Annotated in this window: 26 protein-coding genes; 12 read left to right on the top strand and 14 right to left on the bottom strand. The window is 71.5% G+C overall.

The window, feature by feature from the left end; translation table 11 throughout:
• Window positions 1-662, top strand: a 662-nt coding sequence (locus tag ETD86_RS35405) for an MFS transporter (protein ID WP_138670997.1), incomplete at its 5' end; no start/stop codon positions are given.
• A 378-nt stretch (window positions 663-1,040) separates the two neighbouring features.
• Here ETD86_RS35405 and ETD86_RS35400 read toward each other — a convergent pair.
• From ETD86_RS35400 to ETD86_RS35385, 4 genes are read right to left on the bottom strand one after another with little or no spacing between them, the layout of a single operon-like run.
• The gene (locus ETD86_RS35400; protein WP_138670996.1) at window positions 1,041-1,856 is read right to left on the bottom strand and encodes a transglutaminase family protein; all 816 of its coding nucleotides are present in this window, start codon (window positions 1,854-1,856) and stop codon (window positions 1,041-1,043) included.
• Window positions 1,841-2,731, bottom strand: coding sequence for an alpha-E domain-containing protein (locus tag ETD86_RS35395; RefSeq protein ID WP_138670995.1), 891 nt, complete (start codon window positions 2,729-2,731; stop codon window positions 1,841-1,843). The genes ETD86_RS35400 and ETD86_RS35395 overlap by 16 nt, the downstream gene beginning before the upstream one ends.
• The gene (locus tag ETD86_RS35390) at window positions 2,728-4,266 is read right to left on the bottom strand and encodes a circularly permuted type 2 ATP-grasp protein (protein WP_138670994.1); all 1,539 of its coding nucleotides are present in this window, start codon (window positions 4,264-4,266) and stop codon (window positions 2,728-2,730) included. The genes ETD86_RS35395 and ETD86_RS35390 overlap by 4 nt, the downstream gene beginning before the upstream one ends.
• A 45-nt stretch (window positions 4,267-4,311) precedes the next feature.
• Entirely contained in the window at window positions 4,312-5,283 is a 972-nt protein-coding gene (locus tag ETD86_RS35385; RefSeq protein WP_138670993.1) for a MerR family transcriptional regulator, read from the bottom strand.
• Window positions 5,284-5,432: 149 nt separating this feature from the next.
• On the opposite strand from ETD86_RS35385, the gene ETD86_RS35380 reads away from it, so the two are divergent.
• On the top strand, window positions 5,433-6,194 hold the full coding sequence (locus ETD86_RS35380; RefSeq protein WP_211370519.1) for a maleylpyruvate isomerase family mycothiol-dependent enzyme: 762 nt from the start codon (window positions 5,433-5,435) through the stop codon (window positions 6,192-6,194).
• 30 nt (window positions 6,195-6,224) lie between these two features.
• Here ETD86_RS35380 and ETD86_RS35375 read toward each other — a convergent pair whose 3' ends face one another.
• The 6 genes from ETD86_RS35375 to ETD86_RS35350 all read right to left on the bottom strand — a co-directional run bounded on the left by ETD86_RS35375 (window position 6,225) and on the right by ETD86_RS35350 (window position 13,390).
• Window positions 6,225-6,584: a YciI family protein gene (locus tag ETD86_RS35375; RefSeq protein WP_138670992.1), complete on the bottom strand. Its 360-nt coding sequence runs from the start codon at window positions 6,582-6,584 to the stop codon at window positions 6,225-6,227.
• A 69-nt stretch (window positions 6,585-6,653) separates the two neighbouring features.
• On the bottom strand, window positions 6,654-7,298 hold the full coding sequence (locus ETD86_RS35370) for a response regulator (protein ID WP_138670991.1): 645 nt from the start codon (window positions 7,296-7,298) through the stop codon (window positions 6,654-6,656).
• Window positions 7,289-8,446, bottom strand: coding sequence for a sensor histidine kinase (locus ETD86_RS35365; RefSeq protein WP_246148684.1), 1,158 nt, complete (start codon window positions 8,444-8,446; stop codon window positions 7,289-7,291). The genes ETD86_RS35370 and ETD86_RS35365 overlap by 10 nt, the downstream gene beginning before the upstream one ends.
• Before the next feature lie 9 nt (window positions 8,447-8,455).
• Window positions 8,456-9,247: an ABC transporter permease gene (locus tag ETD86_RS35360; protein WP_138670990.1), complete on the bottom strand. Its 792-nt coding sequence runs from the start codon at window positions 9,245-9,247 to the stop codon at window positions 8,456-8,458.
• Window positions 9,244-10,158, bottom strand: coding sequence for an ATP-binding cassette domain-containing protein (locus ETD86_RS35355; RefSeq protein WP_138670989.1), 915 nt, complete (start codon window positions 10,156-10,158; stop codon window positions 9,244-9,246). Before ETD86_RS35355 ends, ETD86_RS35360 begins: the two co-directional genes overlap by 4 nt.
• Window positions 10,159-10,507: 349 nt before the next feature.
• Window positions 10,508-13,390 (bottom strand): hybrid sensor histidine kinase/response regulator, encoded by a 2,883-nt coding sequence (locus tag ETD86_RS35350; RefSeq protein ID WP_138670988.1) that lies wholly within the window; start codon window positions 13,388-13,390, stop codon window positions 10,508-10,510.
• A gap of 167 nt (window positions 13,391-13,557) precedes the next feature.
• Between ETD86_RS35350 and ETD86_RS35345 the strand changes: the two genes are divergently transcribed.
• The 7 genes from ETD86_RS35345 (at window position 13,558) to ETD86_RS35315 (ending at window position 19,603) form a co-directional block, all read left to right on the top strand.
• Window positions 13,558-14,244, top strand: coding sequence for a response regulator (locus ETD86_RS35345; protein ID WP_138670987.1), 687 nt, complete (start codon window positions 13,558-13,560; stop codon window positions 14,242-14,244).
• Window positions 14,241-15,074 carry a glutamate ABC transporter substrate-binding protein gene (locus ETD86_RS35340; RefSeq protein WP_246148683.1) on the top strand — a complete coding sequence of 278 codons (834 nt, stop codon included), beginning with the start codon at window positions 14,241-14,243 and terminating at the stop codon, window positions 15,072-15,074. The genes ETD86_RS35345 and ETD86_RS35340 overlap by 4 nt, the downstream gene beginning before the upstream one ends.
• Before the next feature lie 102 nt (window positions 15,075-15,176).
• A complete protein-coding gene (locus ETD86_RS35335) occupies window positions 15,177-15,920 on the top strand; it encodes an amino acid ABC transporter ATP-binding protein (protein ID WP_138670986.1) in 744 nt (247 codons plus the stop codon).
• Window positions 15,921-15,941: 21 nt separating this feature from the next.
• The gene (locus ETD86_RS35330) at window positions 15,942-16,769 is read left to right on the top strand and encodes a glutamate ABC transporter substrate-binding protein (protein WP_138670985.1); all 828 of its coding nucleotides are present in this window, start codon (window positions 15,942-15,944) and stop codon (window positions 16,767-16,769) included.
• Window position 16,770: 1 nt separating this feature from the next.
• Entirely contained in the window at window positions 16,771-17,439 is a 669-nt protein-coding gene (locus ETD86_RS35325) for an amino acid ABC transporter permease (protein ID WP_138670984.1), read from the top strand.
• Entirely contained in the window at window positions 17,436-18,239 is an 804-nt protein-coding gene (locus tag ETD86_RS35320) for an amino acid ABC transporter permease (protein ID WP_138670983.1), read from the top strand. The genes ETD86_RS35325 and ETD86_RS35320 overlap by 4 nt, the downstream gene beginning before the upstream one ends.
• 14 nt (window positions 18,240-18,253) lie before the next feature.
• A complete protein-coding gene (locus ETD86_RS35315; protein ID WP_138670982.1) occupies window positions 18,254-19,603 on the top strand; it encodes an amidase in 1,350 nt (449 codons plus the stop codon).
• A gap of 16 nt (window positions 19,604-19,619) precedes the next feature.
• Here ETD86_RS35315 and ETD86_RS55715 read toward each other — a convergent pair whose 3' ends face one another.
• The 3 genes from ETD86_RS55715 to ETD86_RS35305 all read right to left on the bottom strand — a co-directional run bounded on the left by ETD86_RS55715 (window position 19,620) and on the right by ETD86_RS35305 (window position 21,382).
• Window positions 19,620-19,787: a hypothetical protein gene (locus tag ETD86_RS55715; RefSeq protein WP_170223432.1), complete on the bottom strand. Its 168-nt coding sequence runs from the start codon at window positions 19,785-19,787 to the stop codon at window positions 19,620-19,622.
• A 129-nt stretch (window positions 19,788-19,916) separates the two neighbouring features.
• Window positions 19,917-20,027, bottom strand: a complete 111-nt coding sequence (locus ETD86_RS60275; RefSeq protein ID WP_425465676.1) for an MFS transporter small subunit — start codon at window positions 20,025-20,027, stop codon at window positions 19,917-19,919.
• Window positions 20,024-21,382, bottom strand: a complete 1,359-nt coding sequence (locus ETD86_RS35305; RefSeq protein WP_138670980.1) for an L-lactate MFS transporter — start codon at window positions 21,380-21,382, stop codon at window positions 20,024-20,026. The genes ETD86_RS60275 and ETD86_RS35305 overlap by 4 nt, the downstream gene beginning before the upstream one ends.
• A 208-nt stretch (window positions 21,383-21,590) precedes the next feature.
• On the opposite strand from ETD86_RS35305, the gene ETD86_RS35300 reads away from it, so the two are divergent.
• Both ETD86_RS35300 and ETD86_RS35295 read left to right on the top strand, forming a co-directional pair.
• Entirely contained in the window at window positions 21,591-22,043 is a 453-nt protein-coding gene (locus ETD86_RS35300) for a COG4315 family predicted lipoprotein (RefSeq protein ID WP_138670979.1), read from the top strand.
• Window positions 22,044-22,257: 214 nt separating this feature from the next.
• On the top strand, window positions 22,258-23,352 hold the full coding sequence (locus tag ETD86_RS35295) for a glycerophosphodiester phosphodiesterase (protein ID WP_211370518.1): 1,095 nt from the start codon (window positions 22,258-22,260) through the stop codon (window positions 23,350-23,352).
• Here ETD86_RS35295 and ETD86_RS35290 read toward each other — a convergent pair.
• Window positions 23,349-24,167, bottom strand: a complete 819-nt coding sequence (locus tag ETD86_RS35290) for a DUF1206 domain-containing protein (RefSeq protein WP_246148680.1) — start codon at window positions 24,165-24,167, stop codon at window positions 23,349-23,351. The two genes, ETD86_RS35295 and ETD86_RS35290, sit on opposite strands and share 4 nt — an antisense overlap.
• Window positions 24,168-24,254: 87 nt before the next feature.
• On the opposite strand from ETD86_RS35290, the gene ETD86_RS35285 reads away from it, so the two are divergent.
• On the top strand, window positions 24,255-25,219 hold a 965-nt coding region (locus tag ETD86_RS35285), incomplete at its 3' end, for a tetratricopeptide repeat protein (protein WP_138670978.1).

The following is a 25,219-nucleotide window of genomic DNA, read 5'->3' as shown; positions in this document are numbered from 1 at the left end:
ACCCCGCGCCGTCCAGACATCCCGCCTCTTCGCCCGCCCCCGCACCTCCCTCCGGTGAGCCGGCCGACGAGGCGCGCACCGCGTGGGATGGGCGCGTGCGCGCCGGCGTGGGGGTACTCGTTCCGTGTGTGGTCGGGACGCTGGCCACGGGCGCGTTCGTCGCGCTCTACAACGCCTCCGGCTTCCGGCTGGCCGCGCCGCCGCTCGCGCTCGGCCCGGCCGTCGCCTCCCTGGTCTTCCTCTCCTACGCCATGGGCACCGCCTCCTCGGCCGCCGCCGGGCGGCTGAGCGCCCGCCTGGGGAGGACGGCGGCGCTGGTCACGGCCCTGATCGTGACGGTGGCCGGGGCGGCGCTGACTCTCCACCCGTCGCTGCCCGCGACGGCGCTCGGCTTCGCCATGCTGACCGCGGGGTTCTTCGCCTCGCACGCCATCGCCAACGCCTGGGTCGCCGCGCAGGCGTCCCCGCGGGCCCGCGGCCGGGCCGGCGGCCTCTACACCCTCTGCTTCTACCTGGGCAGCGGCGCGGGCGGCACGGCCGGCACCATCGTGTACGGCCACGCGGGCTGGCCCTGGCTGATCGCCCTGACCACCACCTGGCTCCTGCTGGCCACGCTGGCCGTCCTCCTCGCCAGCGGCCCGGCCGGTGCCGAGAGCCGGTGACTCATCGTGACGACATGGGCGACGACGCTGTCCGAGACGCAGGCGATGGCAGAATGACCATGCGGCGGCCCGCTGGGGTAAGGCGTTCCTGGCCGCGCTGGACGTCTTCGGGCTGCCGCGCGAGGCCACCCCGACGGTGTGCTCCGCTCGCTGCGCCGGGTGCTGCCCGCGCCGGTGCAGGTGCGGATCGGGGTCGGCTCGGGCGCGTGGGTGCGCGAACGCGCAGACCTGCTCGAGGAGGCACGGCTGGAGCTCGCGGCAGACATCCATAGGATCATCAGTTGGCCTCACTCCGCTAGGCGGCGAGGGCTACCAGGGGCGATAGTGGCGATGGCGTCGAGGGAGGATGACGCCGTCGCCATTGGAACAGGGCGTGGATCAGGCCGGGCCCAGCCGCGTGACGGTCACCGTGATCTCCTGCCGGCTCCCCGACGGCCCCTGGTAGACGCCCTTGAGCGGCGGCACGTCCGAATAGTCCCGGCCACGGGCCACCACCACGTGCGCCTCCCCCACGTACGTCCGGTTGGTGGGATCGAGCGGCAGCCACTCCCCCGCCCAGTACTCCACCCACGCATGGCTCTGCCCCGCGACGGGCTCTCCGATTTCGGCGGTCGGCCGCGGATGGAGATAGCCGGAGACGTACCGGGCCGGCAGCCCGGCGGCCCGCAGCAGCCCCGCCGTCAGGTGCGCCATGTCCTGGCAGACACCCTTCCCCAGGTCCCACGCCTCCTGCGCGGAGGTCTGCACGCCGGTCGAGCCGGGCATGTACTCGACCCGCGCCGAGACCAGCTCGCAGATCGCCTCGGCCATCTCGTGCGGGTCGCGACCCAGCGCCTGGGTCTTGGCCAGGTCCTCCAGCTCGGCGCGCACGGCGGTCGTCGGGGTGCGCCGCAGCAGCTCCTCCATCGACGGGTCCGGCGCCGTGACGGAGGCCATGGGCCTGCGCGGGCCGCTCGTCTCGACCCTGCTGACGGCCTCGACGGACAGCGACCGGTGCGGTTCTGACACGTCGAACGCCGTCACCGTGGTGCCCCAGTAGTCCTCGTACGTGGAGGTCGGCACGGCGGGGGTGACCTTGACGCGGCTGGACAACACGCCGTGCGCGGGCGTCATCCTGAGCTCGTTGTAGGAGGAGTGCGCCTCACCGTCGTACTCCACGTGCGTCACGTGGGAGACCTTCACGCGCCAACCCATGCCATCGCCTCCCTGCGCTGGAAGAACCGCTTCGTGATCGCCTCGCCCGCGGCCGCGCACGCCTCCTGGAGGGTGCCGAGCAACTCGGGCAGCCGGTCGCTCAGCTCGTCCAGGTCGCTGTACTCCAGCCCGGCCCGCACCCGCCCGATCGCCGCCTGCGCGGAGTCGGCCACCCCGGCCCTGGCCGTGTCGGGGGCGAGGGCCCGCAGGCACTTCTCCGCGGTCAGCAGCGAGTAGACGACCGAGCGCGGGAAGAGCCGGTCGAGCAGCAGGAACTCCAGCACCGCGCCGTCCCTGGAGCCGTGCGTCCTGGTGAACGACTCGTCGGCGCCGCTGGCCTGCAGCAGCAGCCGCCAGTCGCTCGTCAGGTGCACGCCCAGGAGCCTGGTCGTCATGTCGACGCGTTCGAGACTGCGGCCGAGCACGATGAAACGCCAGCAGTCGTCCCTGCTCATGGTGGCGTCGGCGAGGCCGAAGAACAGGGCGGCCCGCTCACGGACGAACGCCAGGTACCCGTGCGGAGGCAGCGTCTCCAGCTTGGACAGGTGGTGCCAGGTGACGTTGAGGCACTCCCACACCTCGCTGGACAGCACCTCGCGCACGCCTCTCGCGCTGTCCCTGGCGGACCTGACGGACGCGGCGATCGAGGCGGGCTCGTCCAGATCGTAGGCCAGGCGCCGGATCACCGCCTGCGCGCCGGCGGGCGCGGCGGGGCTCAGGCCGAGCACCGCGTAGAGGGAGCGGCAGGTGTCGGGCTCGTCGAGCATCCGGTGCACGGACACGTCGAGGAGCCTGGCGGTGTCGTCGGCGCGTTCGACGTACCTGCCGATCCAGTAGAGCGTCTCGGCGATGCGGCTGAGCAGCGGGCGCGTCATTGCTCTCCTTCCCAGGCCGCCGTCCGGCTGGGGCTCCACTGCGCGGAACCGGGCGCGACCGCGGCCGAGGCGGCGACCAGGGCGGAGGCGGCGACCGGGGCGCAGACCTCGCCGAGCACCCAGGTGTCCTTGGAACCGCCGCCCCTGCTGGAGTTGACCACCAGCTCGCCCTCCGGCAGCGCGACGCGGGTCAGCCCGCCGGGCAGCAACCACACGTCATCGCCGTCGTTGACGGCGAACGGCCGCAGGTCGATGTGGCGCGGCGCCGGCCGCTCGCCGACCAGGGTGGGCGAGGTGGACAACAACACGGGCTGCTGGGCGATCCAGCCGCGCGGATCCTGGAGTACGGCCTCCCGCACGGCCGCGAGCTGATCGGGCGTGGCGAGAGGCCCGATCACGATGCCCTTGCCGCCCGCGCCGTCCACCGGTTTCAGCACCAGCTGGTCGGCGTCGGCCAGCACCTGGTCGCGCACGTCCGGCTCGTCGAGCCGGTAGGTCTCCACGTTGGGCAGCAGCGGAGTCTCCCCCAGGTAGTAGCCGATCAGGTCGGGCACGTAGGTGTAGATCAGCTTGTCGTCGGCGATCCCGTTCCCCACACCGTTGGCGATCGTGACGTTGCCGGCGCGGGCGGCGTTGACCACCCCGGGGCAGCCGAGCACGGAGTCGCCGCGGAAGTGCAGCGGGTCGAGGAAGTCGTCGTCGACTCGGCGGTAGACGACGTGGACGAGGCGCCGGCCGTACGTGGTGATCATGTAGAGGCGGTTGTTCTCGCAGACCAGGTCGCGGCCCTCGACCAGTTCGATGCCCATGAGGCGGGCCAGCAGCGCGTGCTCGAAGTAGGCGGCGTTGTAGACGCCGGGCGTGAGCAGCACCACGGTCGGGTCGGCGACGCCCGCGGGCGCGGCCCCGCGCAGCGCGGCCAGGAGCCTGGCGGGGTACTCCTCGACCGGGCGCACGAGCTGCTCGGAGAAGAGCGTCGGCAGCGTGCGGGTCATGGCGAGCCGGTTCTCCAGCACATAGCTGACCCCGCTGGGCGTGCGGACGTTGTCCTCCAGCACGTGCAGGACACCCCGCTCGTCGCGGATCAGGTCGGTGCCGCCGACGTGGATGCGCACGCCGTTGGGCGGGCGCCAGCCGTGGGCGACGCGATGGTAGTGCGGGCTCGAATGCAGCAGGCGCCAGGGGACCACGCCGTCGTGGAAGACCTGGCGGTCGCCGTACACGTCGTCGAGGAACGCCTCCAGGGCGCGGATCCGCTGCCGCACGCCACGCGTCACGAGATCCCACTCCGCGGCGTCGATGACCCGCGGGACCAGGTCGAGCGGGAAGGGCCGCTCGACACCCGCGTAGTCGAACGTGACCCCGCGATCGGTGAACATCCTGGCGAGCTGGTCGGCCCTGCTCCGCAGCTCGCGCGCGCCGAGCGGCTGGAGCGCGGCGAACAGCGCCTGGTACTGGCGGCGGGGCACGCCCGGCCGCTCGAACATCTCGTCCCAAGCTCCGGCCATGACATACGTATCAAAGATGTCCGCCATGACCGTTTTATAGGAAATGCATGTTTCGTGCGCTGTCCTAGCTTGTTACAAGCGAAGTGAGCGTTCGAGGGAGTCGGTCAGCCACAGGTGAGTGGAGCCGAGCGTGGCCACTTCGCCGCTGACCTCGGTCACCAGCCGCCAGTAGCGGCGCATCCGCGGCTCGCGGTCGTACTCCAGGTCGGTCAGCAGCCGGCCCCGGAACTCTCGGGTGTCGCCGCTGCCGCGCACGCCGGCGTGCGCCGCCACGAACCGCTCCAGCTCGGCCCCGTCACGGGGCGCCTCGCCCGCCAGCACCCTGGGTGCGGCCAACGCGCATGCCTCACCCACCCCGGCCATCAGCGCGCCCTCGTCGGAGATCAGCTCGATGTTGACGCGGGCACGCTCCAGCAGGGCGCGCGTCAACGACCGGTCGGCGGCCAGCGCGGCCAGCTCGGCGTACGCGACCACCTGCGACGGGGTCGGGTCGACGGGCGGCGCGGGCACGGCCATGGACACGAACGCGGTGAACATGGCGTCGGAGATCGGGGCCAGCATCGCGCGCCGCCAGAAGTCGATCACCGCGTCGCGGGCGGCGGGCCCGCACTCCACCGCGGCCAGCAGCTGCAGCCGGGCCGCCCGCTCGGCCGGTCCCGCCTCCTCCACGGCCCGCAGTGAAGCCCGCCGCCAGGCCAGGTCCGCCAGCTGGATGTCGAGCGCGGCCCGCTCAGCCGCCACGACCTCGCCCACGGAGCGTTCCCCGTCGAGCACGTGCCTGATGGAGACCAGTCCGAGTCCGAGCCCGCGCAGCTTCCTGACCAGGCCGAGCCGGTCCACCGCCGCCGGGTCGAACCTCCGATGCCCGCCCGTGCTCCGCACCGAGTCGAGGATGGCCTCGTCGCAGTAGAAGCGGATCGTCCGCACCGGCACGCCGGTCAGCCGGGCCAGGTCGCCGATTCCGAGAGTGTCATCGCGCAGCGCCCCTGGCCGAGCTCCGCTCGGTCTCCTGAGACGAATGTCCTCGCTCCGCTGCGGATTCATCTCAGCGCCCCTGGCCGAGCTCCGCTCGGTCTCCTGAGACGAATGTCCTCGCTCCGCTGCGGATTCATCTCAGGCACTTGAACCTCCACTGGACTGGAGTTCCTACGGTACCGGCGTACCCGTTCGCAGCGATCGAGGGGAGTTTCACCATGCTGGACGTCGAGCGGCTGGAGGAAGGGCTGCGGGAGCAGACCGCGGGGTTCGCCCGAGCAGCCGGCGGAGGAGATCCGCAGGCCATCGTGCCGACCTGCCCGGAATGGCCCTTGCGGGTGCTCGTGGGGCACATCGGGCAGGCGCACCGGTGGACCGCCGAGCTCCTGCGCAAAGGGGAGCCGCCGCTCTCCGTGCCCGACCCCTGGCAAGCCGAACCCGGCGCTCCGGAGACGTGGGAGGAGTGGCTGCGTGCGGGCGCGGAGGACCTGATCGGCGCCCTCCGGGAGACCGGCGCGGACAAGGAGATGTGGACGTTCCTGGGGCCGCGGCCGGGAGTCTTCTGGCTGCGCCGGATGCTGGCCGACACGGCCATCCATCACTACGACGTGGCCGCCACGACGGGAGCCGCGTTCGGCATCGCCGGCGACCTGGCGGCTGACGTGATCACCGAGGGCATGGAGATGCTGGTCGCGCCCGGTGCCGTGCAGCTCAAGCCGGAGCTGGTGGAGCTGCGGGGGCAGGGTGAGCGGCTCGGCCTGCGGCCCCGCTCGGGCGACGGCTGGGTGCTCACCCGGGCGCCCGAGGGGCTGCGGTGGGAGCCCGGGCCGGTCCCGGCCGACGTCGACGTGGTGGTGTCGGGCGCGGTGGCGGACCTGATGCTGGTGTGCTCCCGCCGCCTGCCCCTCGACGCCGGCCGGGTGGAGGTCACCGGGGACCGCGCCCTCATGGATCATTGGCTGGCCCGGATGGCGTTCTGACGCCGGTCGACGCCCCGCGGGGTTGGCCGGTCAACGTCCTGCGGGATTGGTCTCGACGGGACGGATCTCGACGGTGGGGCAGGCCGGCCAACTGCGTACCATGCGCAGCGCCTCGTCCAGGTCCTCCACGTCGATCTCGCAGAACCCGCTGACCACCTCCTTGCCCTCGACGAAGGGTCCATCGGTGATCACCGGCTCGGCGTCGCCCCGCAGGCGCACGGTGGTCGCGGTGTGGGCGGGCTGGAGCTTGCTGCCCATGCGCGCCTTGCCGGCGTGGTCAGCGAACCACCGCTCCACCTGCCGCACGGCCTCGGCGCGGCCCTCGTCGGTCAAGGTGGCCAGGTCCTTCTGGTACTGCTCGGTGTCGGCGAACATCAGCACGTACTTCATGACGCCTCTCCTTTGCGTTGTTTACAGGGAGACGATCGGCGGGCCGCGGGATTCGACAGGCCTCGCGTGTCAACTGTCGAGGTAGCGCAGGATGGCCAGCACGCGGCGGCTGTAGCCGGGGTCGCGGGGCAGGTCGAGCCTGTCCATCATGGCGTTGACGTGCTTTTCGACCGTGCTGAGCGAGACGTGCAGGCGCTCGGCGACGGCGGCGTTCGTCAGTCCTTCTGCGAGGTGCCGCAGCACCTCCGTCTCGCGCGGGCTCAGTTTGCTCAGCGGGTCGGCGTGGGTGGTGCGGGCGAGCAGCTGGCGCACGACCTCGGGGTCGAACACGGTGCCGCCCGCACGCACCCGCTCCAGCGACTCCAGGAAGTCGGCCACCTCAGAAACCCGATCCTTGAGCAGGTAGCCGAGCCCTTCGGTGCGCCCGGCCAGCAGCCTGGCCGCGTAGTGCTGCTCGACGTACTGGGACAGGACGAGAACGCCGATCTCCGGCCACCCGTCGCGGATCTCCAGAGCCGCCCGCAGCCCTTCGTCCTTGTGGCCGGGTGGCATGCGCACGTCGATCACGGCGACGTCCGGGCGGTGGCGTTCGACGGCGTCGAGCAGCCCGGCGGCGTCCCCGACGGCGGCGACGACCTCATGGCCGGCGTCGTCGAGCAACCGGGTCAGCCCCTCGCGCAGCAGCACGGAGTCGTCGGCCAGGATCACCCGCACGGCGCGGCCTTCGGCAGCATGGCGACGATCTTCGTGGGGCCGCCGGGCGGGCTGTCCACGGTGAACCGGCCGTCCAGCGCCAGCACGCGCCTGGTCAGCCCCGACAGCCCGCTGCCCGACGGGTCGGCGCCGCCCTTGCCGTCGTCCTCTATCGCCACCGTCACCATCCGCTCGTCCTCGCTCAGCACGACCAGGATGTCATGGGCGCCGGCGTGTTTGATCGCGTTGGTGATGGCCTCGCGGGCCACGAAGTACAGGGCGGTCTCGATCTCGGAGACAGGCCGATCTGCCAGCCCGTAGTGCATGGTCACCGGCACGCTCGACCGCTCTGCGACGCCGGCGAGCGCGGCACGCAGTCCCAGCTCGTCCAGGGCGGTGGGGTAAATGCTCCATGCCACGGTCCGCAACTCGTCGAGAAGCTGGCGCGACTCCGCGTAGGCCTGGGCGACAAGTTCCGCGGTCTTGCCGTGGTCGGGGCTGTGCCGGGCGCGGCCGAGCAGCATGGCGAGGGCGACGCCGCGTTGCTGCACGCCGTCGTGCAGGTCGCGTTCGATTCTGCGGCGCTCGTCGTCCACGGCCTTGACGATGCCGGACCGAGTCGCGGTCAGCTCGGCGATGCGCCGGCGCATCCGCTCGTGCGGGTCGGGACCGAGGAAGCGGGCGGCCAGCCGCCGTTCGATACGTCCCACGGCCAGGATCACGAAGGCGGTCAGCGCCAGCATCACCAGCCCGCTGGTCAAGCCGAGCATGCCGCTGCTGGTGATCACCTTCACTCCCGGCAGGTTCACCGGCACCTGCTCGGACTCGCCCCAGGCCAGGTTCCACGACCCGCCGAGCAGGAGGAGGCCGGCGAGGAACAGGCTGGAGGCGCAGGCGTAGCCGCCGAGCACACCCAGCGCGGCGCGGGCGGCGAGGAAGGCGTAGCCCGCCTCCCCCGTCGTCTCGTGGCCGAGCCATCTGGCGAACCTGGCGCGTTCGACGGCCACCAGCCGGGCCAGGGCCCGCGCGACGGCGGGGCGGGCCGCGGGCAGCAGTGACGCAGGCCTGGCCACGCAGACAAAAGCCAGCTCGACGATGCCCAGCACCATCCCCAGGAGCACGCCGGCCAGCACGCGGGCGATCCGCTGACCGTGATCCGACGCCGACACGGGCCGAGTCTAGGCGTCGCGGCGGCGCAGCACCGCGTGGCCGGCCACCAGCGCGGCCGCCGTCCAGGCCAGCAGCCAGGCCAGCCCTTCGCCCGCCGAGTACGGGATCGGCCCGCCGGTCAGGTTGTCGGTGCTGCCCATGAACGCCAGCCCCGCGAACAGCGGCATGCGCAGCGACGCGTCCAGCGCAGCCTGGCTCCCGGTCATGAGCAGCAGCAGCGGCAGACCCATGAGCAGCATGAACACGACGGTCAGCGTGCCCGCCGCACTGCGCATGGCGGTGCCCACGCCCACGGTCATCACCGACACCAGCGCGAAGAACACGCCGACGGCGAGCAGGTCGGCCACGACCTCGCCGGGGGGCAGCACGACCAGCCCGCCGAACAGATCGGCCGACAGCAGCAGGTAGACGGCCGCCGTTGCCACGGCGCCCGACAACACGCCCGCCGCGGCCATCGCCGGCACCACCACCAGCGCCTTCGCCGCCAGCATCACACCGCGGACCGGGATCGCCTGGAGGGTGACGCGGACGGCACCGGAGGCGTACTCCGAGGTGATCGTCAGCATCGCCAGCGCCACGAGCGCGAACTGGGCGAAGGACGTCGCGGACACCACAGGCTCGCTCGCGACGACCGGCGAAGGCGCGCCCTCCCCACGCAGCGCCTCGGTCGCCGTCGCGCCGCCCAGCGTCAGGGCGCTGAGCATCATGAGCGCCGTCGCGCCGGCCAGGCACCACCACGTCGACCGCACGGACCACAACTTGCCCCATTCGGCGCTGACCGCCTGCCACAAGATGCTCACGCTTCCGCCTTTCCCGCGCCGTACTCGACGCTGTGCGCCGTCAGCTCCTGGTACGCCTGCTCGAGCGAGGCCTCCCGGGTACGCAGCTCGTGCAGCCTGATCCCCGCCTCGTGCGCCAGGTCACCCACCCGCTCGATCGGCGCCCCGGTGGCGACCAGCTCGTTCTCCGCCTGCCGTGCCACCGCGACCCCGGCGGCGCTCAGCCGCGCGGCCAGCTCTCTTGCGTACGGGGTGCGGACGACCACGGCCGTCAGCGAGCTGCCCGCGATGATCTCCGCCAGCGGGGCCTCCACGATGAGCCGGCCCTTTCCGATCACCACGAGGTGGTCGGCCGTCAGCTGCATCTCGCTCATCAGATGGCTGGAGACGAACACCGTGCGGCCCTCGGCGGCCAGCGACCTCATGAGGCCGCGTACCCAGCGCACCCCGTCAGGGTCGAGCCCGTTGACGGGCTCGTCGAACATCAGCACCTCGGGGTCGCCCAGCAGCGCCGCCGCGATCCCGAGCCGCTGGCTCATGCCGAGCGACAACGTCGCCGCCCGCTTGCGCGCCGCGCCTGCCATCCCGACGGTCTCCAGCGCCTCCTCGACGCGCCGCCGCGGAATGCCGTTGCTGCGCGCCAGTGCCGCCAGGTGCGCGTACCCGCTGCGGCCGGGATGCAACGCCCGCGCGTCGAGCAGAGCCCCGACCGTGCGAAGCGGGTTCCTGATCTCCCGGTACGGCCTGCCCCCGATGAGCGCCGTGCCTGAGGTGGGATGGTCGAGCCCGAGGACGAGCCGCATCGTCGTCGACTTGCCGGCTCCGTTCGGCCCCAGGAATCCGGTCACCGTGCCGGGCTTCAGCTCCAGCGACAGGTCGTCGACGACGAACCGGTCGCCGTAGCGCTTGCTCAAACCCTTGAGACTGATCACGCCGCCCACGCTAGGCAGTCGCCGCCTGGACGACCATGGAGGCGGGCCGCCGATCTCGATGGCGGAAACCCGTAACGGCCGGCCGGAGGCGAACGGGGACACCTCCGGGCCGGCTCGAGAAACGTAACCCGCGGCCCGGCCCGGCGACCGCGTAGAAATACCCGCCCGTTCTGTGCCGTCCGTTGTCGCACCGGTTCGTCGTACGATGCTGCGTGTTCGGAATGAGCCGCCCCTGCGCCGCGCACGGGTGCCCGTCGCTGTTCGAGGCGTGGCGGGCACACCTGTGCGGCCTTTGCCTGACCTTACGTGCAGCGCTCGAAGAGCGTCGGCCACGGCCGTCGCGTTCCCATCACGAATAGTGCGCGTTCATCCACTCAGGGGTATCTCTGAGCAGCTCGTCCAGATCCTCGAGGAGCTCCTCCTCGAGGATCCCCTCCCGAGCCAGCTCCTCGACCCGCTGGCACAACGCGGCCTCGCGCCCGGCTCCGACGGTCGAGCAACTCCCCTTGAGCCGGTGCGCCAGCGCCGCCACCTCCGGCAGATCGCCGTCCCGCGCCGCCCGGAGCAGGTCCTCGAACGTGCGCCGCGCGGTCGCCAGGTACGCCTGCGCGACATCCGCGACCGCCTCCGCCGACAGCCCCGCCAGCTCGGGCGGAAGCCCGGCGTACGAGGCCCACTCCGGAATCCTGGCGAGCACCCGCGGCCAGTCCACCGGCTTGGCCAGGTGGTCGTCCATGCCCGCTTCCAGGCACCGGATCCGGTCGTCCGGCATGGCCGCCGCCGTCATGGCGATGATCGGGGTACGCGCCTCCTCGCGGCTCCTGATCTCCTCGGTCGCCGCCAGGCCGTCGAGCACGGGCAGCTGGCAGTCCATGAACACCAGGTCGTAGCCGCCGGCCAGCACGGCACGGACCGCCTGCTCGCCGTCCTCGACGGTTTCCACCTCGTGCCCGGCCTGCCGCAGGACGAGCATCGCCACCTGCCGGCTGACCTCGTCGTCCTCGGCCACCAGGATGCGCACGCCCGCGGAGTCGCCCGCGGCGACCGGCGTGCCCTCGCGCGGCTCCCCGGGACACTCCACGGTGCCCAGGGCGTTCTCCACGGCGGCGAGCAGGCGGCGGCGGCTGAGCGGCCGGGTGATCGACTGGACGGCGCGCTCCCCGGCCACCGGCCAGGCGAAGCGGGCCCGGCCCGGCGTGACGACCACGACGACGCTGGTGGACTGGAGCAGCGGGTCGTTGAGGATGGCGTGCGCGAGCGTCTCACCCTCCTGGGCTGCGCCGAGCTCTCCGTGGCCGGGCTCTCCGGGGCCACGCTCTCCGGAGCCGAGGTCGAGCGCGACCACGGCCAGCTCGTACGGTCTGCCGCCGGCCGCCGCGTCGTGCAGGCGGGCCAGCGCGGACCGGGCGTCCCTGGTCTCCTCCACGGTGAGCCCCGCGTCGGACAGGTACCGCCCGGCCAGCGCCCGGTCCTCGGGGCGCGGGTCGGCGACCAGCGCGCGCCGTCCCGCCAGCGCCCCGGCCCCCGGCTCGGACCACGTCAGAACGTCCACCGGCAGCCGCACCCAGAACCGGCTGCCCACCCCCTCCACGCTGTCCAGCCCAATCTCCCCGCCCATGAGCTCGGTGAGCTGTCTGGAGATGGCGAGGCCGAGGCCACTGCCGCCGGTCCTGCGGGTGATGGGCGAGTCGACCTGGCGGAAGACGCCGAAGACCCGCTCCCGGTCGTCGGGGCCGACGCCGATGCCGGTGTCGGAGACGGCGAACCCGAGGACCACCCGCGAGCTGCCCGGCTCGCCCTCGTGGAGCGTGACGTGCAGGTCGACACCGCCCTGGACGGTGAACTTCAGCGCGTTGCCGATCAGGTTCGTGAGGATCTGCCGCAGCCGCGCCGGGTCGCCCGCCACCTGCCGCGGCACGTACTCGTCGAGCCGCAGCGTGAGCCAGAGACCCTGTTCGTAGGCGAGGGGCGCGAGCGGTGCCACCACTTCGTCGCACAGGCGCGGCAGGTCGAACGGCGTCGCGTCGACCTGCAGGTGGCCCGCCTCGATCCTGGACAGGTCGAGGAAGTCGTCGAGCAGGCGCAGCACGTTCTGGGCCGACTCCTGACCGGTGGTGGCGTAGTACTGCTGCTCGTCGTCCAGCCGGGTGCTCATGAGCAGCGAGTTCATGCCGAGCACGCCGTTGATCGGAGTGCGGATCTCGTGGCTGATCTTGGCCAGGAACTCGGACTTGGCGCTGGAGGCCTTGACCGCTTCGTCCCTGGCGTCGGCGAGTTCGGCCGCGTACCTGGCCAGCGTGGCCTGCGCCCGATGGCGGCCGCGCGTGTTGTAGATCTGGATGCCCAGGCCGATGAGGATGAGCAGCGCGAGCAGGGCCGCGACGGTCATCACGTTGCCGCGCAGCTGCTCGGCGGAGTCCAGGGCCTCGTCGGCGGCGACCTCGGCGGTCACCGTCCAGCCGACGCCCGGGATCGGCTCGGAGGCCGAGAACACCGGGCCGTCGATGCCGCGGAAGGTGCCGCTCCAGGTGCGCCTGGCCAGCGCCGCGTCCACCCGCGGGTCCTCGCGCAGGGAGGTGAGAGCGTACAGCTGCCTGCCGGGGTCGGCGATGAGCACGCCGGCCTGGTCGGTGATCAGCAGCTGGATGTCCTGGGCCTCGGCGGCGTCCTTGGCGAACCTCTGGATGGCGTCCAGGCTGTAGACCACGGTGAAGATGCCGACCATGCGCTTGCGGTCGGCGCTCGGGATCGGCACGGCCACGGCGACGGCTCTGGACAGGTCACGCATCGTGGGCGTGTAGGCCTGCGAGACGTACGGCTGGCGCTGGTCGCGCACCGCGTCGTACCAGTCGGTGTTGGCGAAGTCCTGCGGTAGGGCGCTCTCCGGCTCGACGCCCAGCATGTCGCCGTCGGGCGAGATGAGGATCAGGCCGCTGATGCCGTCGCGCATCTGCTTCAGCTCGCCGAGGTAGCCCTGCAGGGTGGCGGCGGTGGCGTTCTCGACCGCGTCACGCACCCGGGGCTGCTGCGCGAACGCGCTGACGAGCTGCTTGAGCGAGCCCATCTGCTGGTCCACCACGACCCGGCTGACCGACGCGGTGGTCTTCACCCGGTCCGTGACCTCGTCGCGTACCGCCTGCTCGGTCAGGGAGATGCTGGAGGCGGTGAGCAGCGCCAGGGGGAGCAGCCCGAGCAGCGTCCACAGGGCCGTCACCGCGAGCAACCATCTCACCGGCGTCCGTCTCCCTGTCGTTCGGGCCTGTCACTCTGCTACAGAGTAGGAGGGATCGGGCGTGCGTGGGAGGATCACCGTGAGCAGAATGCGCTAAAGTCGATCTTATTTAACAAATGCCTCCTAAGCTGCTCAGAACCGCTGTAGATGAAGCGAGGAGTGTGGCGATGCCTGAATCCAGGGACATCACCGTTCTCATCGTGGACGACGATCCGGTGGTGACCGCCGCGCTGCAGGCGCAGGTGAACCGGGTCCTCGGGTTCAGGGTGGTGGGGATCGCGCACAGCGGGCACGCGGCGCTGGCGGCGGCGGCCCGGTTCGCGCCGCGGCTGATCCTGCTCGACCTCCATCTGCCGGATCTGCCCGGGCTGGAGGTCGCGCACCGGCTGCGCCGGCCCGACCAGCCGCCGGCCGACATCATCGTGATCTCCGGCCGCAAGGAGTCGGCGACGGTACGCGCGGCCATCCAGCGCGGCGCCCTCTACTACCTGGTCAAGCCGACCAGGGCGGGGACGCTCGAACAGACGCTGCTGCGGTACGCGGCCACGACCGAGCAGCTGGAGTCCGGCGGCCGGTTCGCCGAGCAGCAGGAGATCGACCGGATCTTCCGCCTGCTGCACACCGACCACCCGGACCGGCCGAAGAGCATCTCCGCGGCCACCGAGCAGGCGGTGCTCGACGCACTGGCCGACGTCGAGGAGGACGTGTCGGCGCACGAGCTGGCCGCGTCGATCGGCGTCAGCCGCGCCACCGCCCGCCGCTACCTGGAGCATCTGGCCGACCGCGGCCTGGTGGAGGCCCGTCCGAGGTACGGGCCGACCGGCCGCCCGCAGCACCGGTACCGGTCGCGGTGACCAGGATCAGGGCCCTGCTCGCCGCGCTGCTGTGCCTGCTGCCCGCGGGCTGCGGTCAGGAGGAGGGCTTCCCCGAGGGCTCGACCATGGCGCGCATCAGGGACCGGGGCGTGCTGATCGTGGGCATCAAGTTCGACCAGCCGATGTTCGGCTACAAGGACCCGGCGACCGGGCGGATCAGCGGGTTCGACGCGGAGATGGCCCGGCTCGTGGCCAAGGACCTGACCGGCAGCGAGCGGAACATCCGCTTCGTCGAGACCGTCTCGCGCGAGCGGGAGAACTTCATCTCCGGGCAGGTCGTGGACCTCGTCATCGCCACGTACTCGATCACCCGGGCTCGCTCCCAGCTGGTGAGCTTCACCGACCCCTACTACAACGCCGGACAGGACCTGCTGGTCAGGGCCGCCGACACCCGCATCAACGGCGTGGAGGACCTCGCCGGCAAGACCGTGTGCACGGCCAAGGGCTCGACCTCCGCCGATCGCATGCACAACGAGGTGTCGGGCGAGATCCTGGCGGTCGTGGACGGCTACAGCGAGTGTGTGCCGGCGCTGCTGGCCGGCCGCGTCGACGCGATCAGCACCGACGACACCATCCTGCTCGGCCTGCGGGACCAGCATGCGAATCCGAGCGCGCTGCGGCTGGTCGGCAAGCCGTTCGGCAAGGAGCCGTACGGGATGGGCATCCGTAAGCAGGACACGGTCTTCCGCGACTACCTCAACGGGCTGATCGCCCGCTGGCTGGCCGACGGCCAGTGGGACCGGGCCTACCGGGACACCATCGGCGTCTCCGGGGCGACCTCCGACGAGTCCAAACCTGCTCACCGCTGACCAGAATCGCTAATTTCTGAGCAGAACGATCACAAGCCTTTCCGCGGAACATGCGGCTCCTACGGTTACGCCAACGCTGACCGACAGCAAGGAGCGTGACGCATGACCCAGGCGGACCTCATCGCCCTCGACCAGGTCAACAAGCGCTACGGCGAGCTCCGTGTGCTCAGGGACGTGAACCTGACCGTCCGGCGGGGCGAGGTCGTCGTGATCATCGGCCCGTCCGGAGCCGGCAAGTCGACGCTGTGCCGCGCGATCAACCGGCTTGAGACCATCGACTCCGGCACGATCACTGTGGACGGCACGCCGCTCCCGGCCGAGGGCAAGGCGCTGGCCCGGCTGCGGGCCGAGGTGGGCATGGTCTTCCAGTCGTTCAACCTCTTCGCGCACAAGACCGTCCTGGACAACGTCGTCCTCGGGCAGGTCCATGTGCTGAAGAAGCCCAAGGACGCGGCCGTGCGCAAGGCCCGGGAGCTGCTCGACCGGGTGGGCATCGGCAGCCAGGCGGCCAAGTTCCCCGCCCAGTTGTCCGGCGGGCAGCAGCAGCGGGTGGCGATCGCCCGCGCGCTGGCCATGGAGCCGAAGGTGATCCTGTTCGACGAACCCACCTCGGCACTCGACCCGGAGATGGTCAACGAGGTGCTCGAGGTGATGACCTCGCTCGCCCGCGACGGCATGACCATGGTCGTCGTCACCCACGAGATGGGCTTCGCCCGGCGGGCCGCCGACCGGGTCGTGTTCATGGCCGACGGCGAGATCGTCGAGCAGGACACTCCCGGCGGCTTCTTCGGCGCGCCGAGCAGCGTGCGCGCCCAGTCCTTCCTCGCCAAGATCCTCACCCACTGACGTCACCGAAGGAGCCCTCCAATGTTCGGAAGATCCCTCTTCGCAGTCTTCAGCGTCATGGTCGCGGCCACCGCCTGCGGCGGCGGGTCGGCGTCGTACGCCTCCGTCGTGGACAAGGCCAAGAACGACAAGAAGCTGGTCATCGGCGTGAAGGCGGACCAGCCGGGTCTGGGACTGCGCACGCCTGACGGCGCGTTCGCCGGGTTCGACGTCGAGGTCGCCAAGTACGTGGCCAAGGAGCTGGGCGTCGATCCCGCGAACATCACGTTCAAGGAGACCGTCTCCGCCAACCGGGAGGCGTTCATCGAGCAGGGCCAGGTGGACATGGTCGTGGCGACGTACTCGATCACCGACGCCCGCAAGCAGAAGGTGTCCTTCGCCGGGCCGTACTTCGTGGCCGGGCAGGACCTGCTCGTCCGGGCCGACGAAGCCGCGCTGACCGGGCCCGAGACGCTCAACGGCAAGAAACTGTGCTCGGTCGCCGGCTCGACCCCCGCCCAGAAGGTGAAGTCGGAGTACGCCAAGGAGGTGCAGCTGCAGGAGGAGCGGACGTACTCGGCGTGCGTGGACCGGGTGCTCGGCGGCCAGCTCGACGCCATCACCACCGACAACGTCATCCTGGCCGGCTACGCCGCGCAGCACGCCGGCAAGCTGAAGGTGGTCGGCAAGCCGTTCAGCACCGAGAAGTACGGCATCGGGCTGAAGAAGGACGACACCGCCGGCCGCAAGGCGGTCAACGACGCGCTGCAGAAGATGTTCTCCGACGGCAGCTGGACGAAGGCGCTGCAGGCCAGCGTGGGCGCCTCCGGGTTCGCCCTGCCGCAGGCCCCGCAGCTGGAGCGGTACTGACATGGAGGCGTTGCTCTTCGAACGCGACACCATCCTGGCCGCGTTCTGGATGACGGTACGGCTGACGGCGATCAGCGCGCTCGGCTCCCTGGCGCTGGGAACGGTGCTGACCGCCATGCGGGTCGCCCCGCTGGCCTCCCTGCGCGGGGCCGCGAGCGCCTACGTGTCGGTGGCCCGCAACACGCCGCTCACGCTGGTGCTGCTGTTCACCGGCCTCGGCATCGGCGCCAACCTGGGCGTGGAGCTGTCGGACGACATCGCGACCAACAACTTCTGGCTCGCGGTCATCGGGCTGACCGCCTACACCTCGGCGTTCGTCTGCGAGGCGCTGCGCTCCGGGCTCAACACGGTGCCGGTCGGGCAGGCTGAGGCGGCCCGGTCGCTGGGGCTGGGCTTCGTCAAGACGCTGCGGCTGATCACGTTGCCGCAGGCGTTCCGCGCGGTGGTGGCGCCGCTGGGCAGCATCCTCATCGCGCTGACCAAGAACACCACGATCGCGCTGGTGGTGGGCGTGAGCGAGGCATCGGTCCGGATGCGCGAGATGATCGAGACGTACGGGGACCAGGTGATCGAGATCTTCCTCGGCTTCGCGGCCGGGTTCGTGCTGCTGTGCCTGCCGATGGGGCTGCTGTTCGGCTGGCTGTCGAAGCGGATGGCGGTGGCGCGATGAGCTTCGCCAACCTGTACGAGGCGCCCGGGCCGCGCGGGATCCGCCGCAACCGGGTCCTGGCGGCGGTCGTCGCGCTCGCGCTGCTGGCCGTGGCGTACGTCGTGTACGTGCGGTTCGACCAGAAGGAGCAGTGGGCGGCCGACAAGTGGCTGCCGCTGCTGCGGGGCGATGTGTGGGCCACGTTCATCCTGCCCGGCCTGGCGGGGACGCTGGGCGCGGCCGTGGCGGGGGTGGTGCTGGCCGGGCTGTTCGGGATCATCTTCGCGACCGCCCGCATGTCCGACCATCGGTGGATCCGGGGGCCGGCGGCCATGGTCGTGGAGTTCTTCCGCGCCGTCCCGCTGCTGCTGCTGATCTTCTTCGCCTTCTTCGGCTCGTTCGTCCTCATCGGCGTCAACATCTCGGCCTTCGCCGCCGTCGTCTTCGGACTCACCCTCTACAACGGGTCGGTGATCGCGGAGATCATCCGGTCCGGGGTGCAGAGCCTGCCGAAGGGGCAGCGGGAGGCGGCGTACGCGGTCGGCATGCGCAAGGGCCAGGTCATGCGGCTCGTGCTGCTGCCGCAGGCGCTGCGGGCGATGACGCCCGTCCTGGTCAGCCAGTTCATCGTGCTGCTGAAGGACTCGGCGCTCGGTCTCATCGTCGGCTACGACGAGCTCGTCGACCGCGGGCTGAACGGGATCGCGGCCAACTTCTCCAACGTCATCCCGGCGGCGATCCTCATCGCGGCCATCTTCATCCTGATCAACCTGTCTCTGGACCGGCTGGCCCACCGGCTCGGAGTGTCCGGCCGTCCGTGACCGACAATGATCCCATGACGCTCACCCCCGATCACTTCACCGGGCCTTTCACCGGCCGCACCATCGCCGGCCTGGCCGATGACCTGCGCCGCGGGCGGGCCACGTCGGCCGAGCTGACCGAGTCGGCGCTCGACGCGATCGCGGCGCACAACCCGGCGCTCAACGCGTTCGTCACCGTGGACGCGGAGGGCGCCATGGCCGCGGCGCGCCGGGCCGACGAGGAACTCGCCGGCGGGGCGGACCGGGGGCCGCTGCACGGCGTGCCGGTCGCGGTGAAGGACCTCATCATGATCGCCGGGCTGCGCGTGACCATGGGGTCGCGGCATTTCGCCGGGCACGTCCCGGAGGCCGACGCCGGCTGCGTGGCGCTGCTGCGCGAGTCCGGGGCCGTCATCGTGGGCACCACCACGACCCACGAGTTCGCGTACGGCCCGACCGGCGACCGCTCCGCCGCCGGGCCCGCACGCAACCCGTGGAATCCGGAGCGCATGACGGGCGGTTCCAGCGCCGGCAGCGGGGCGGCCGTGGCGGCGGGGCTGGTGCCGCTGGCGCTCGGCACCGACACCGGCGGCTCCGTGCGCATCCCCGCGGCGCTGTGCGGGGTGGCGGGCTTCAAGCCCGCGTACGGCGCCATCCCGGCGGACGGCGTGTTCCCGCTGTCCGGGACCCTCGACCACGTCGGCGTCCTGGCGGGCAGCGCGGAGGACTGCCTGCTCGCCTACTCCTGCCTGACCCGCCCCCTGGGAGGCGGCGCGGAGGACCTCGGGCGGGTTCGCGTGGCATGGCTCGATCCCGCCGGCCTCTTCCCCGGCGATCCGCGGGTGGTGCGGGCCGTGCACGCGGCGGCCGGGCCGCTGAAGGAGGTGCGCCTGCCCGAGGGCGTGGCGGCGACGCTGCGGGAGACGTACACGACCATCCAGAGTTGTGAGACGGTGGCCGTGCACGCCGACCGCCTGGCCGCCGCGCCCGAGTTGTTCGACCCGGAGGTGCTCGAACGCCTGCGCGTGGCCGCGGAGGTGCCCGGCTGGCGATACGTTCGCGCCATGGACGCGCGGGCCGCGCTCGCCGATGCCGTGGGCGCGCTGTTCGACCATCACGACGTGCTGGCGCTGCCGACCGTGCCGATCATCGCCCCGCCGCTGGGCCTGCGCGAGACCGAGATCGACGGCCGTCCGGTCGCCGTCCGGGCCGCCCTGCTCGCGATGACCAGCCCGTGGAACGTGCTGGGCCTGCCCGCGCTGACCATCCCGGCCGGGACGGTGGACGGCCTCCCTGTCGGGCTGCAGCTCGTCGCCCGCCCCGGCCAGGAGCCCTCGATCTTCGAGGCCGCCCGCACGATCAGGCCCGCCGGCACGCGCACCTGACGCCGGCGCCGCCGGGTCAGCGGGTCGCGGCGGCCTCGGTGTGGACCAGGCGCATGCCCGGGGGCAGGCCCGTGACGGTGGCCGTGCCGTCGTGGCCGACGCTCACCTCGACCTCGTGCCCCGCGACCCGTAACCCTTCGACCGTCAGCGCGCCCAGGGCCGCGCCGGACAGGGGCCGCAGCACCGCGCAGAAGTGTGTCGGCGGGTGGAAATTTCGTGCTGGCCACGATCCCGGTGGCCGTCGTCTTCGTGGCGTTCCAGCGGTACTTCGTGCGCGGCGCCAACGAGGGCGTCGACAAGGGGTGAGCGCCGGTCAGCCGGCGAACAGCTGGCTGAGCTTCATGAACAGGCCGTAGACGCCGTACGCGAAGGGCAGCCCCACCCAGGCCCACGCCAGCGTCATCAGCCCGGTCCGCGTCCTCATACCGCCTGTCCCGTCTCCATCACCCGTGCTTCGGGCCGCTCGTGGTACCGGTCGTGGACCGGCCGGATCAGCTCATTGGCGAGGAACCCCACCGCGAGCAGCCCGATCATGATGAACAGCGAGGTCGTGTACAGGTCGGGCCCGGACCGCCCGGCCTCCTTCTGCGCGTCGGCAATCGCGTTGACGATCAGCGGGCCGAGCACGCCCGCGGTGGACCAGGCCGTGAGCAGCCGCCCGTGGATGGCGCCGACCTGGTAGGTGCCGAACAGGTCCTTCAGGTACGCGGGGACGGTCGCGAAACCGCCGCCGTAGAAGGACAGGATGCCCAGCGCGCACACGATGAACAGCGGCTTCGACGAATCCCCTGCCAGCGCGATCGCGAGGTACAGCAGCGCTCCGGCGCCCAGGTAGACGCGGTACATGTTCTTGCGCCCGATCAGATCGGAGGTGGACGACCAGACGAACCGGCCGGTCATGTTCGCCAGCGACAGCAGCGCGACGAACCCGGCCGCCGCTCCCGCCGCGACCGCGGTCGACGTGCCCGCGAAGAAGTCGGTGATCATCGGCGCCGCCTTTTCCAGAATGCCGATGCCGGCGGTGACGTTGCAGCACAACACCACCCAGAGGCAGTAGAACTGCGGCGTCCGGATGGCGTTGCGGGCCGAGACGTCGGCCGTGGTGATCAGTGGCCGCCTGGCGACCGCGGGCGGTGTCCAGCCCTTGGGCGACCAGCCCTCCGGCGGGACCCGTACGAGCAGCACGCCCATCGACATGAACACCGCGTAGACCAGCCCGTGCACGAGGAACGTCGTCGCGATCCCGCTGGTGGTCGGCCCGAACGTGTCCAGCATCTGCGCCGACCACGGCGAGGCGATGAGCGCTCCGCCGCCGAACCCCATGATCGCGATGCCGGTGGCCATGCCGGGCCGGTCGGGGAACCACTTGATCAGCGTGGAGACCGGCGAGATGTACCCGATCCCGAGCCCGATCCCGCCCACGACGCCGTAGCCGAGCACCACCAGCCAATACTGGCGGGTGGCCACGCCCAGCGCCGACAGCAGGAAGCCGGAGGAGAAGCAGGCCGCCGAGACGAACATCGCCCATCTCGGCCCGTTGCGCTCGACCAGCGTGCCGCCGAATGCCGCCGACAGGCCGAGCATGACGATGCCCAGCTGGAACGGCAGCGCGCTCTGCGTGCCCGACAGCTGAAGCGACGACTCGAGCGGGGGCTTGAACACGCTCCACGCGTACGCCTGCCCGATGGCCAGGTGCACCGAGAGCGCCGCCGGCGGCACGAGCCACCGGCTCCAGGCCGGGTCGGCCACGGTACGGGAGCGACTGAGGAAACCTGCCATGCCCCACCGGTAACACATACGGTATGCCGTATTTCAGATCCCGTGGATCTTTACGATGAGTGGTCAAATCTTGTCGACGAACGGCTCACCGCGGGCAGGCGCCGCCGTCCAGGCAGGGCGGACCATGGGCGGGCACAGGGACCGTAAGTCTTGGGCAAGGGCGGTCCTGTGCGGTGAACTGGGGCGGGACCGCACCCGTGCCGAGGTCATGAGGAGAATTCCAGCCCTGCTGACGGGGACGATCGCCACCGCGGCCCTGCTCGCCGGATTGGGCGGCACAGGCCTCGCCGACCAGGTGCCGAGCGCGCCGGTGGCCATCGGCGACACGAAGATCGGCAAGATCCTCGTGGACGGTGAAGGGCGCACGCTCTATCTGTTCGAGAGGGACACCGAGGGCAAGTCGACCTGCTACGGCGGCTGCGCCGAGAACTGGCCGCCGTACCTCACCGACGGTGAGCCCACCGCCGAGGAGGGGACGAAGGCCGATCTGCTGTCCACGACGAATCGGAAGGACGGGTCCGAGCAGGTCGTCTACGGCAAGTGGCCGTTGTACTACTACCACGAGGACAAGAAGCCGGGCGACACCTTCGGGCACGACATCGACGAGTTCGGGGCCGAGTGGTACGCGCTCCAGGCCGACGGGAAGAAGGCGTCCCACTGACCCGGCCGAACCCGCGCCCGGCCATCCCCGGCAGCGCTGCCCTGCGCCGGCGGGAACGGCGCCCGCAGGTTGACCGCCGTCGTCCGGTCCCACGTCACGGCGTCGGCCTCAGTCGGCGAGGCCACTCTGCCGTTGAGTTCGCTCACGGGTTCACGTCTTTCACTGTGTGCTCACGCGTAACTCACGGTCCACCTGGGCGGTCTACCGTGCGCCCATGACGATGCCCAGGTTACTCGCGAGCGTGCTCGCCGGGGTCATCGCCGGCGGTACGGTCGCCGTCGTGCTGATCCAGACACCACCCGCCACGGCGGACCGCCGCGGCCACGCTCCCATCGTGATCGGGCACCGGGGCGCCAGCGCGCACCGGCCCGAGCACACCCTCCTGGCGTACGAGGCGGCCATTGCGATGGGCGCCGACTACATCGAGCCCGACCTCGTCTCGACCAAGGACCACGTGCTGGTGGCCAGGCACGAGAACGAGATCTCCGGCACGACCGACGTGGCCGCGCGGCCCGAGTTCGCCGACCGGCGCACCACCAAGTCCGTGGACGGCCGGCCGATCACCGGCTGGTTCACCGAGGACTTCACGCTGGCCGAGCTGAAGACGCTGCGTGCCAAGGAGCGCGTGCCCGACCTGCGGCCGGACAACACGGCGTTCGACGGGCTGCCGGAGATCCCGACGTTCGAGGAGGTCGTGCAGCTCGCGCTCAAGCACGGCGTCGGCGTCTACCCCGAGACCAAGCACCCGACGTACTTCGACTCCATCGGACTGTCGCTGGAGGAGCCGCTGCTGGACGTCCTCAACCGGCACCGGGTGCGCAAGGCGTACATCCAGTCCTTCGAGACCGCGAACCTGCGCGAGCTGAGCGGCAAGACGCGGCTGCCGCTGATCCAGCTGATCACGGCCACCGGCGCGCCGTACGACTGGGTGGCCGCCGGCGACCCCCGCACCTACGACGACATGGTCAAGCCGGAGGGGCTGCGCGAGGTGGCCGGCTACGCCGACGGCATCGGCGTGGACACGCGCCGCGTGGTGCCGGTGGACGCCGCGGGCAAGACGCTGCCGCCCACGACGATCGTCACCGACGCCCACCGCAAGGGGCTCGACGTGCACGTCTGGACCATCCGGAACGAGAACTCCCAGCTCCCGGCCGACCACCGGCTCGGCAACCCGGCCAGCCCCGTGTACGCGCGGGCGACCGGCGACGTGATGGGCTGGCTGTCCAGGCTGCTCGAGCTGGGCATCGACGGCGCGTTCTGCGACGACCCGGCGATGGGCCGGGCCGTGGTGGCCAGGCGTTCCCTCTAGGTGCGGCGCCAGCGCGATTCGCCGAAGCAGTAGACGGCGAACAGCAACAGTCCCAGCGCCACCACCACGAGCAGCCAGGGCCCGGCGGGGGTGTCGGCGAACTGCCTGAGGGTCGCGTCGATGCCGCCCGCCTTGTCCGGGTCGAACGCGATCGCCGCCTGTCCGGCCAGGATGCCGGCCAGCGCGGCGATCGCTCCCCTGGCGGCGTACCCGCCGATACCGAGCCGTTCCATCATGGTACGGGCGCGCGGGGACATGCGTCCGAGCTCGAGCTCTTCTTTGAACCTCTTGGTGACGCCCTGGCGCACCCAGTAGACGCCCAACGCGATCAGGCCGAGCGCGATCGCGCCCACGATCAGCCGCCCGCCGGGCAGGCCGAGCAGGGCGGCCGTCAGGTCCCTGGACTTCTCGTCGTCCGAGGACGCCTTGCCTGACGTCAGCATGCTGAGCAGCGTGATGACGACGAGGACGTACACCGCGACCCGTGCGACCGACTCCACCCGGTCGATCGCCTTCCGGCCGCCGAACACCGCCTCCGACGCCTGCCACAGCGCCAGCGCCACGAAGCCGGCCGTCATGATCCACAGGAGCACGGCGCCGAAGGGCAGCCCGGCGACCGTGGAGATCGCCCCTGCCTTGTCGGCCTCCTGGGACCCGTCGCCGAACGCGATCTGCACGGCCACCACGCCGATCAGGGTGTACAGCACCCCGCGGCATGCCAGGCCCACGCGGGTGACCACCTCCAGCGCCTGGCTGCGCGCCGCCCGCCGCGCCGCGCCCCTCACCTCGTGCCCCGCCTGTTCCGCAGTGTTCACCGCTCCTCCAAGGGGTGTCCGGGAACTCCGCAAGTGCCCGGGAAACCGCCATCTACGCCTCGCCACGGCGGCGGTTACAGTGATTCCGTGACCACCGACCAGCACGGACTGGCGATGAGCGGGGCCGATGCCGCCGCGACCCGGCACTACGACCGCGCGATCGACGAGTTGCTGCATTTCCGGGTGGAGGTCGACGCCGAGGCGCACGCGGCGCTGGCCGAGTCGCCGGACTTCCCGATGGGCAACGTCCTGGCCGCGTATTTGGGGCTGCTGACCACCGAGGTGGAGGACGCGCGGACGGCGCGGGTGCGGTTCGGGGCGTTCCGCCGCAGGATCGACGAGTCGGCGCTGCTGCCGCGCGAGCGCGCGCACGTGACGGCCGTGCAGGCCCTGCTCGACGGCGACTTCCTGACCTGCGGGGCGCTGCTGGGCGAGATCGCGGTGGCGCATCCGCGCGACGCGCTGGCGCTGGCCGCCGGGCACCAGATCGACTTCTTCACCGGCGACGCCCGCTCGTTGCGCGACCGGATCGGCGGCGCGCTCGGCTCCTGGCGCGAGGACGACCCGCATTTCGGGCATCTTCTGGGCATGTACGCCTTCGGCCTCGAGGAGGCCGGGCACTACGACCGGTCGGAGGAGGTCGGGCTGCGGGCGGTCGAGCTGAACGCGCGCGACGTGTGGGGCATTCACGCGGTGGTGCACACGTACGAGATGCAGGGCAGGTTCGGCGACGGTCTGCATTACCTCGACGCGCGGCTGCCGGACTGGTCGAGCGGGACGTTCTTCAACATCCACACCTGGTGGCACTACTGCCTGTACGCGCTGGAGGCAGGGGACGTGGGGCGGGTGCTGGCGATCTACGACTCGGCGCTGGCCGACGGGCAGTCGTGCATGGAGCTGCTCGACGCGGCCGCCCTGCTCTGGCGGCTGCGCCTGGAGGGGTCGGAGCAGCACGAGCGGTGGCGGGCGCTGGCCGACGCGTGGCCGGTGCGGGTGACCGAGCCGTTCTACGCGTTCAACGACATGCACGCGGTCATGTCGTACGTGGGCGC

The organism is Nonomuraea turkmeniaca, from assembly GCF_005889735.1.
Classification (GTDB): Bacteria; Actinomycetota; Actinomycetes; order Streptosporangiales; family Streptosporangiaceae; genus Nonomuraea; species Nonomuraea turkmeniaca.
This window is presented reverse-complemented; position numbering and strand designations above follow the sequence as displayed.

Coding starts and splice junctions, on each gene's coding strand:
- ETD86_RS35400 (WP_138670996.1), bottom strand. CDS start 1,856: ATGGGTTGGCGCGTGAAGGTCTCCCACGTGACGCACGTGGAGTACGAC.
- ETD86_RS35395 (WP_138670995.1), bottom strand. CDS start 2,731: ATGACGCGCCCGCTGCTCAGCCGCATCGCCGAGACGCTCTACTGGATC.
- ETD86_RS35390 (WP_138670994.1), bottom strand. CDS start 4,266: ATGGCGGACATCTTTGATACGTATGTCATGGCCGGAGCTTGGGACGAG.
- ETD86_RS35385 (WP_138670993.1), bottom strand. CDS start 5,283: ATGAATCCGCAGCGGAGCGAGGACATTCGTCTCAGGAGACCGAGCGGA.
- ETD86_RS35380 (WP_211370519.1), top strand. CDS start 5,433: ATGCTGGACGTCGAGCGGCTGGAGGAAGGGCTGCGGGAGCAGACCGCG.
- ETD86_RS35375 (WP_138670992.1), bottom strand. CDS start 6,584: ATGAAGTACGTGCTGATGTTCGCCGACACCGAGCAGTACCAGAAGGAC.
- ETD86_RS35345 (WP_138670987.1), top strand. CDS start 13,558: ATGCCTGAATCCAGGGACATCACCGTTCTCATCGTGGACGACGATCCG.
- ETD86_RS35335 (WP_138670986.1), top strand. CDS start 15,177: ATGACCCAGGCGGACCTCATCGCCCTCGACCAGGTCAACAAGCGCTAC.
- ETD86_RS35330 (WP_138670985.1), top strand. CDS start 15,942: ATGTTCGGAAGATCCCTCTTCGCAGTCTTCAGCGTCATGGTCGCGGCC.
- ETD86_RS35325 (WP_138670984.1), top strand. CDS start 16,771: ATGGAGGCGTTGCTCTTCGAACGCGACACCATCCTGGCCGCGTTCTGG.
- ETD86_RS35320 (WP_138670983.1), top strand. CDS start 17,436: ATGAGCTTCGCCAACCTGTACGAGGCGCCCGGGCCGCGCGGGATCCGC.
- ETD86_RS35315 (WP_138670982.1), top strand. CDS start 18,254: ATGACGCTCACCCCCGATCACTTCACCGGGCCTTTCACCGGCCGCACC.
- ETD86_RS60275 (WP_425465676.1), bottom strand. CDS start 20,027: ATGAGGACGCGGACCGGGCTGATGACGCTGGCGTGGGCCTGGGTGGGG.
- ETD86_RS35305 (WP_138670980.1), bottom strand. CDS start 21,382: ATGGCAGGTTTCCTCAGTCGCTCCCGTACCGTGGCCGACCCGGCCTGG.
- ETD86_RS35300 (WP_138670979.1), top strand. CDS start 21,591: ATGAGGAGAATTCCAGCCCTGCTGACGGGGACGATCGCCACCGCGGCC.
- ETD86_RS35295 (WP_211370518.1), top strand. CDS start 22,258: ATGACGATGCCCAGGTTACTCGCGAGCGTGCTCGCCGGGGTCATCGCC.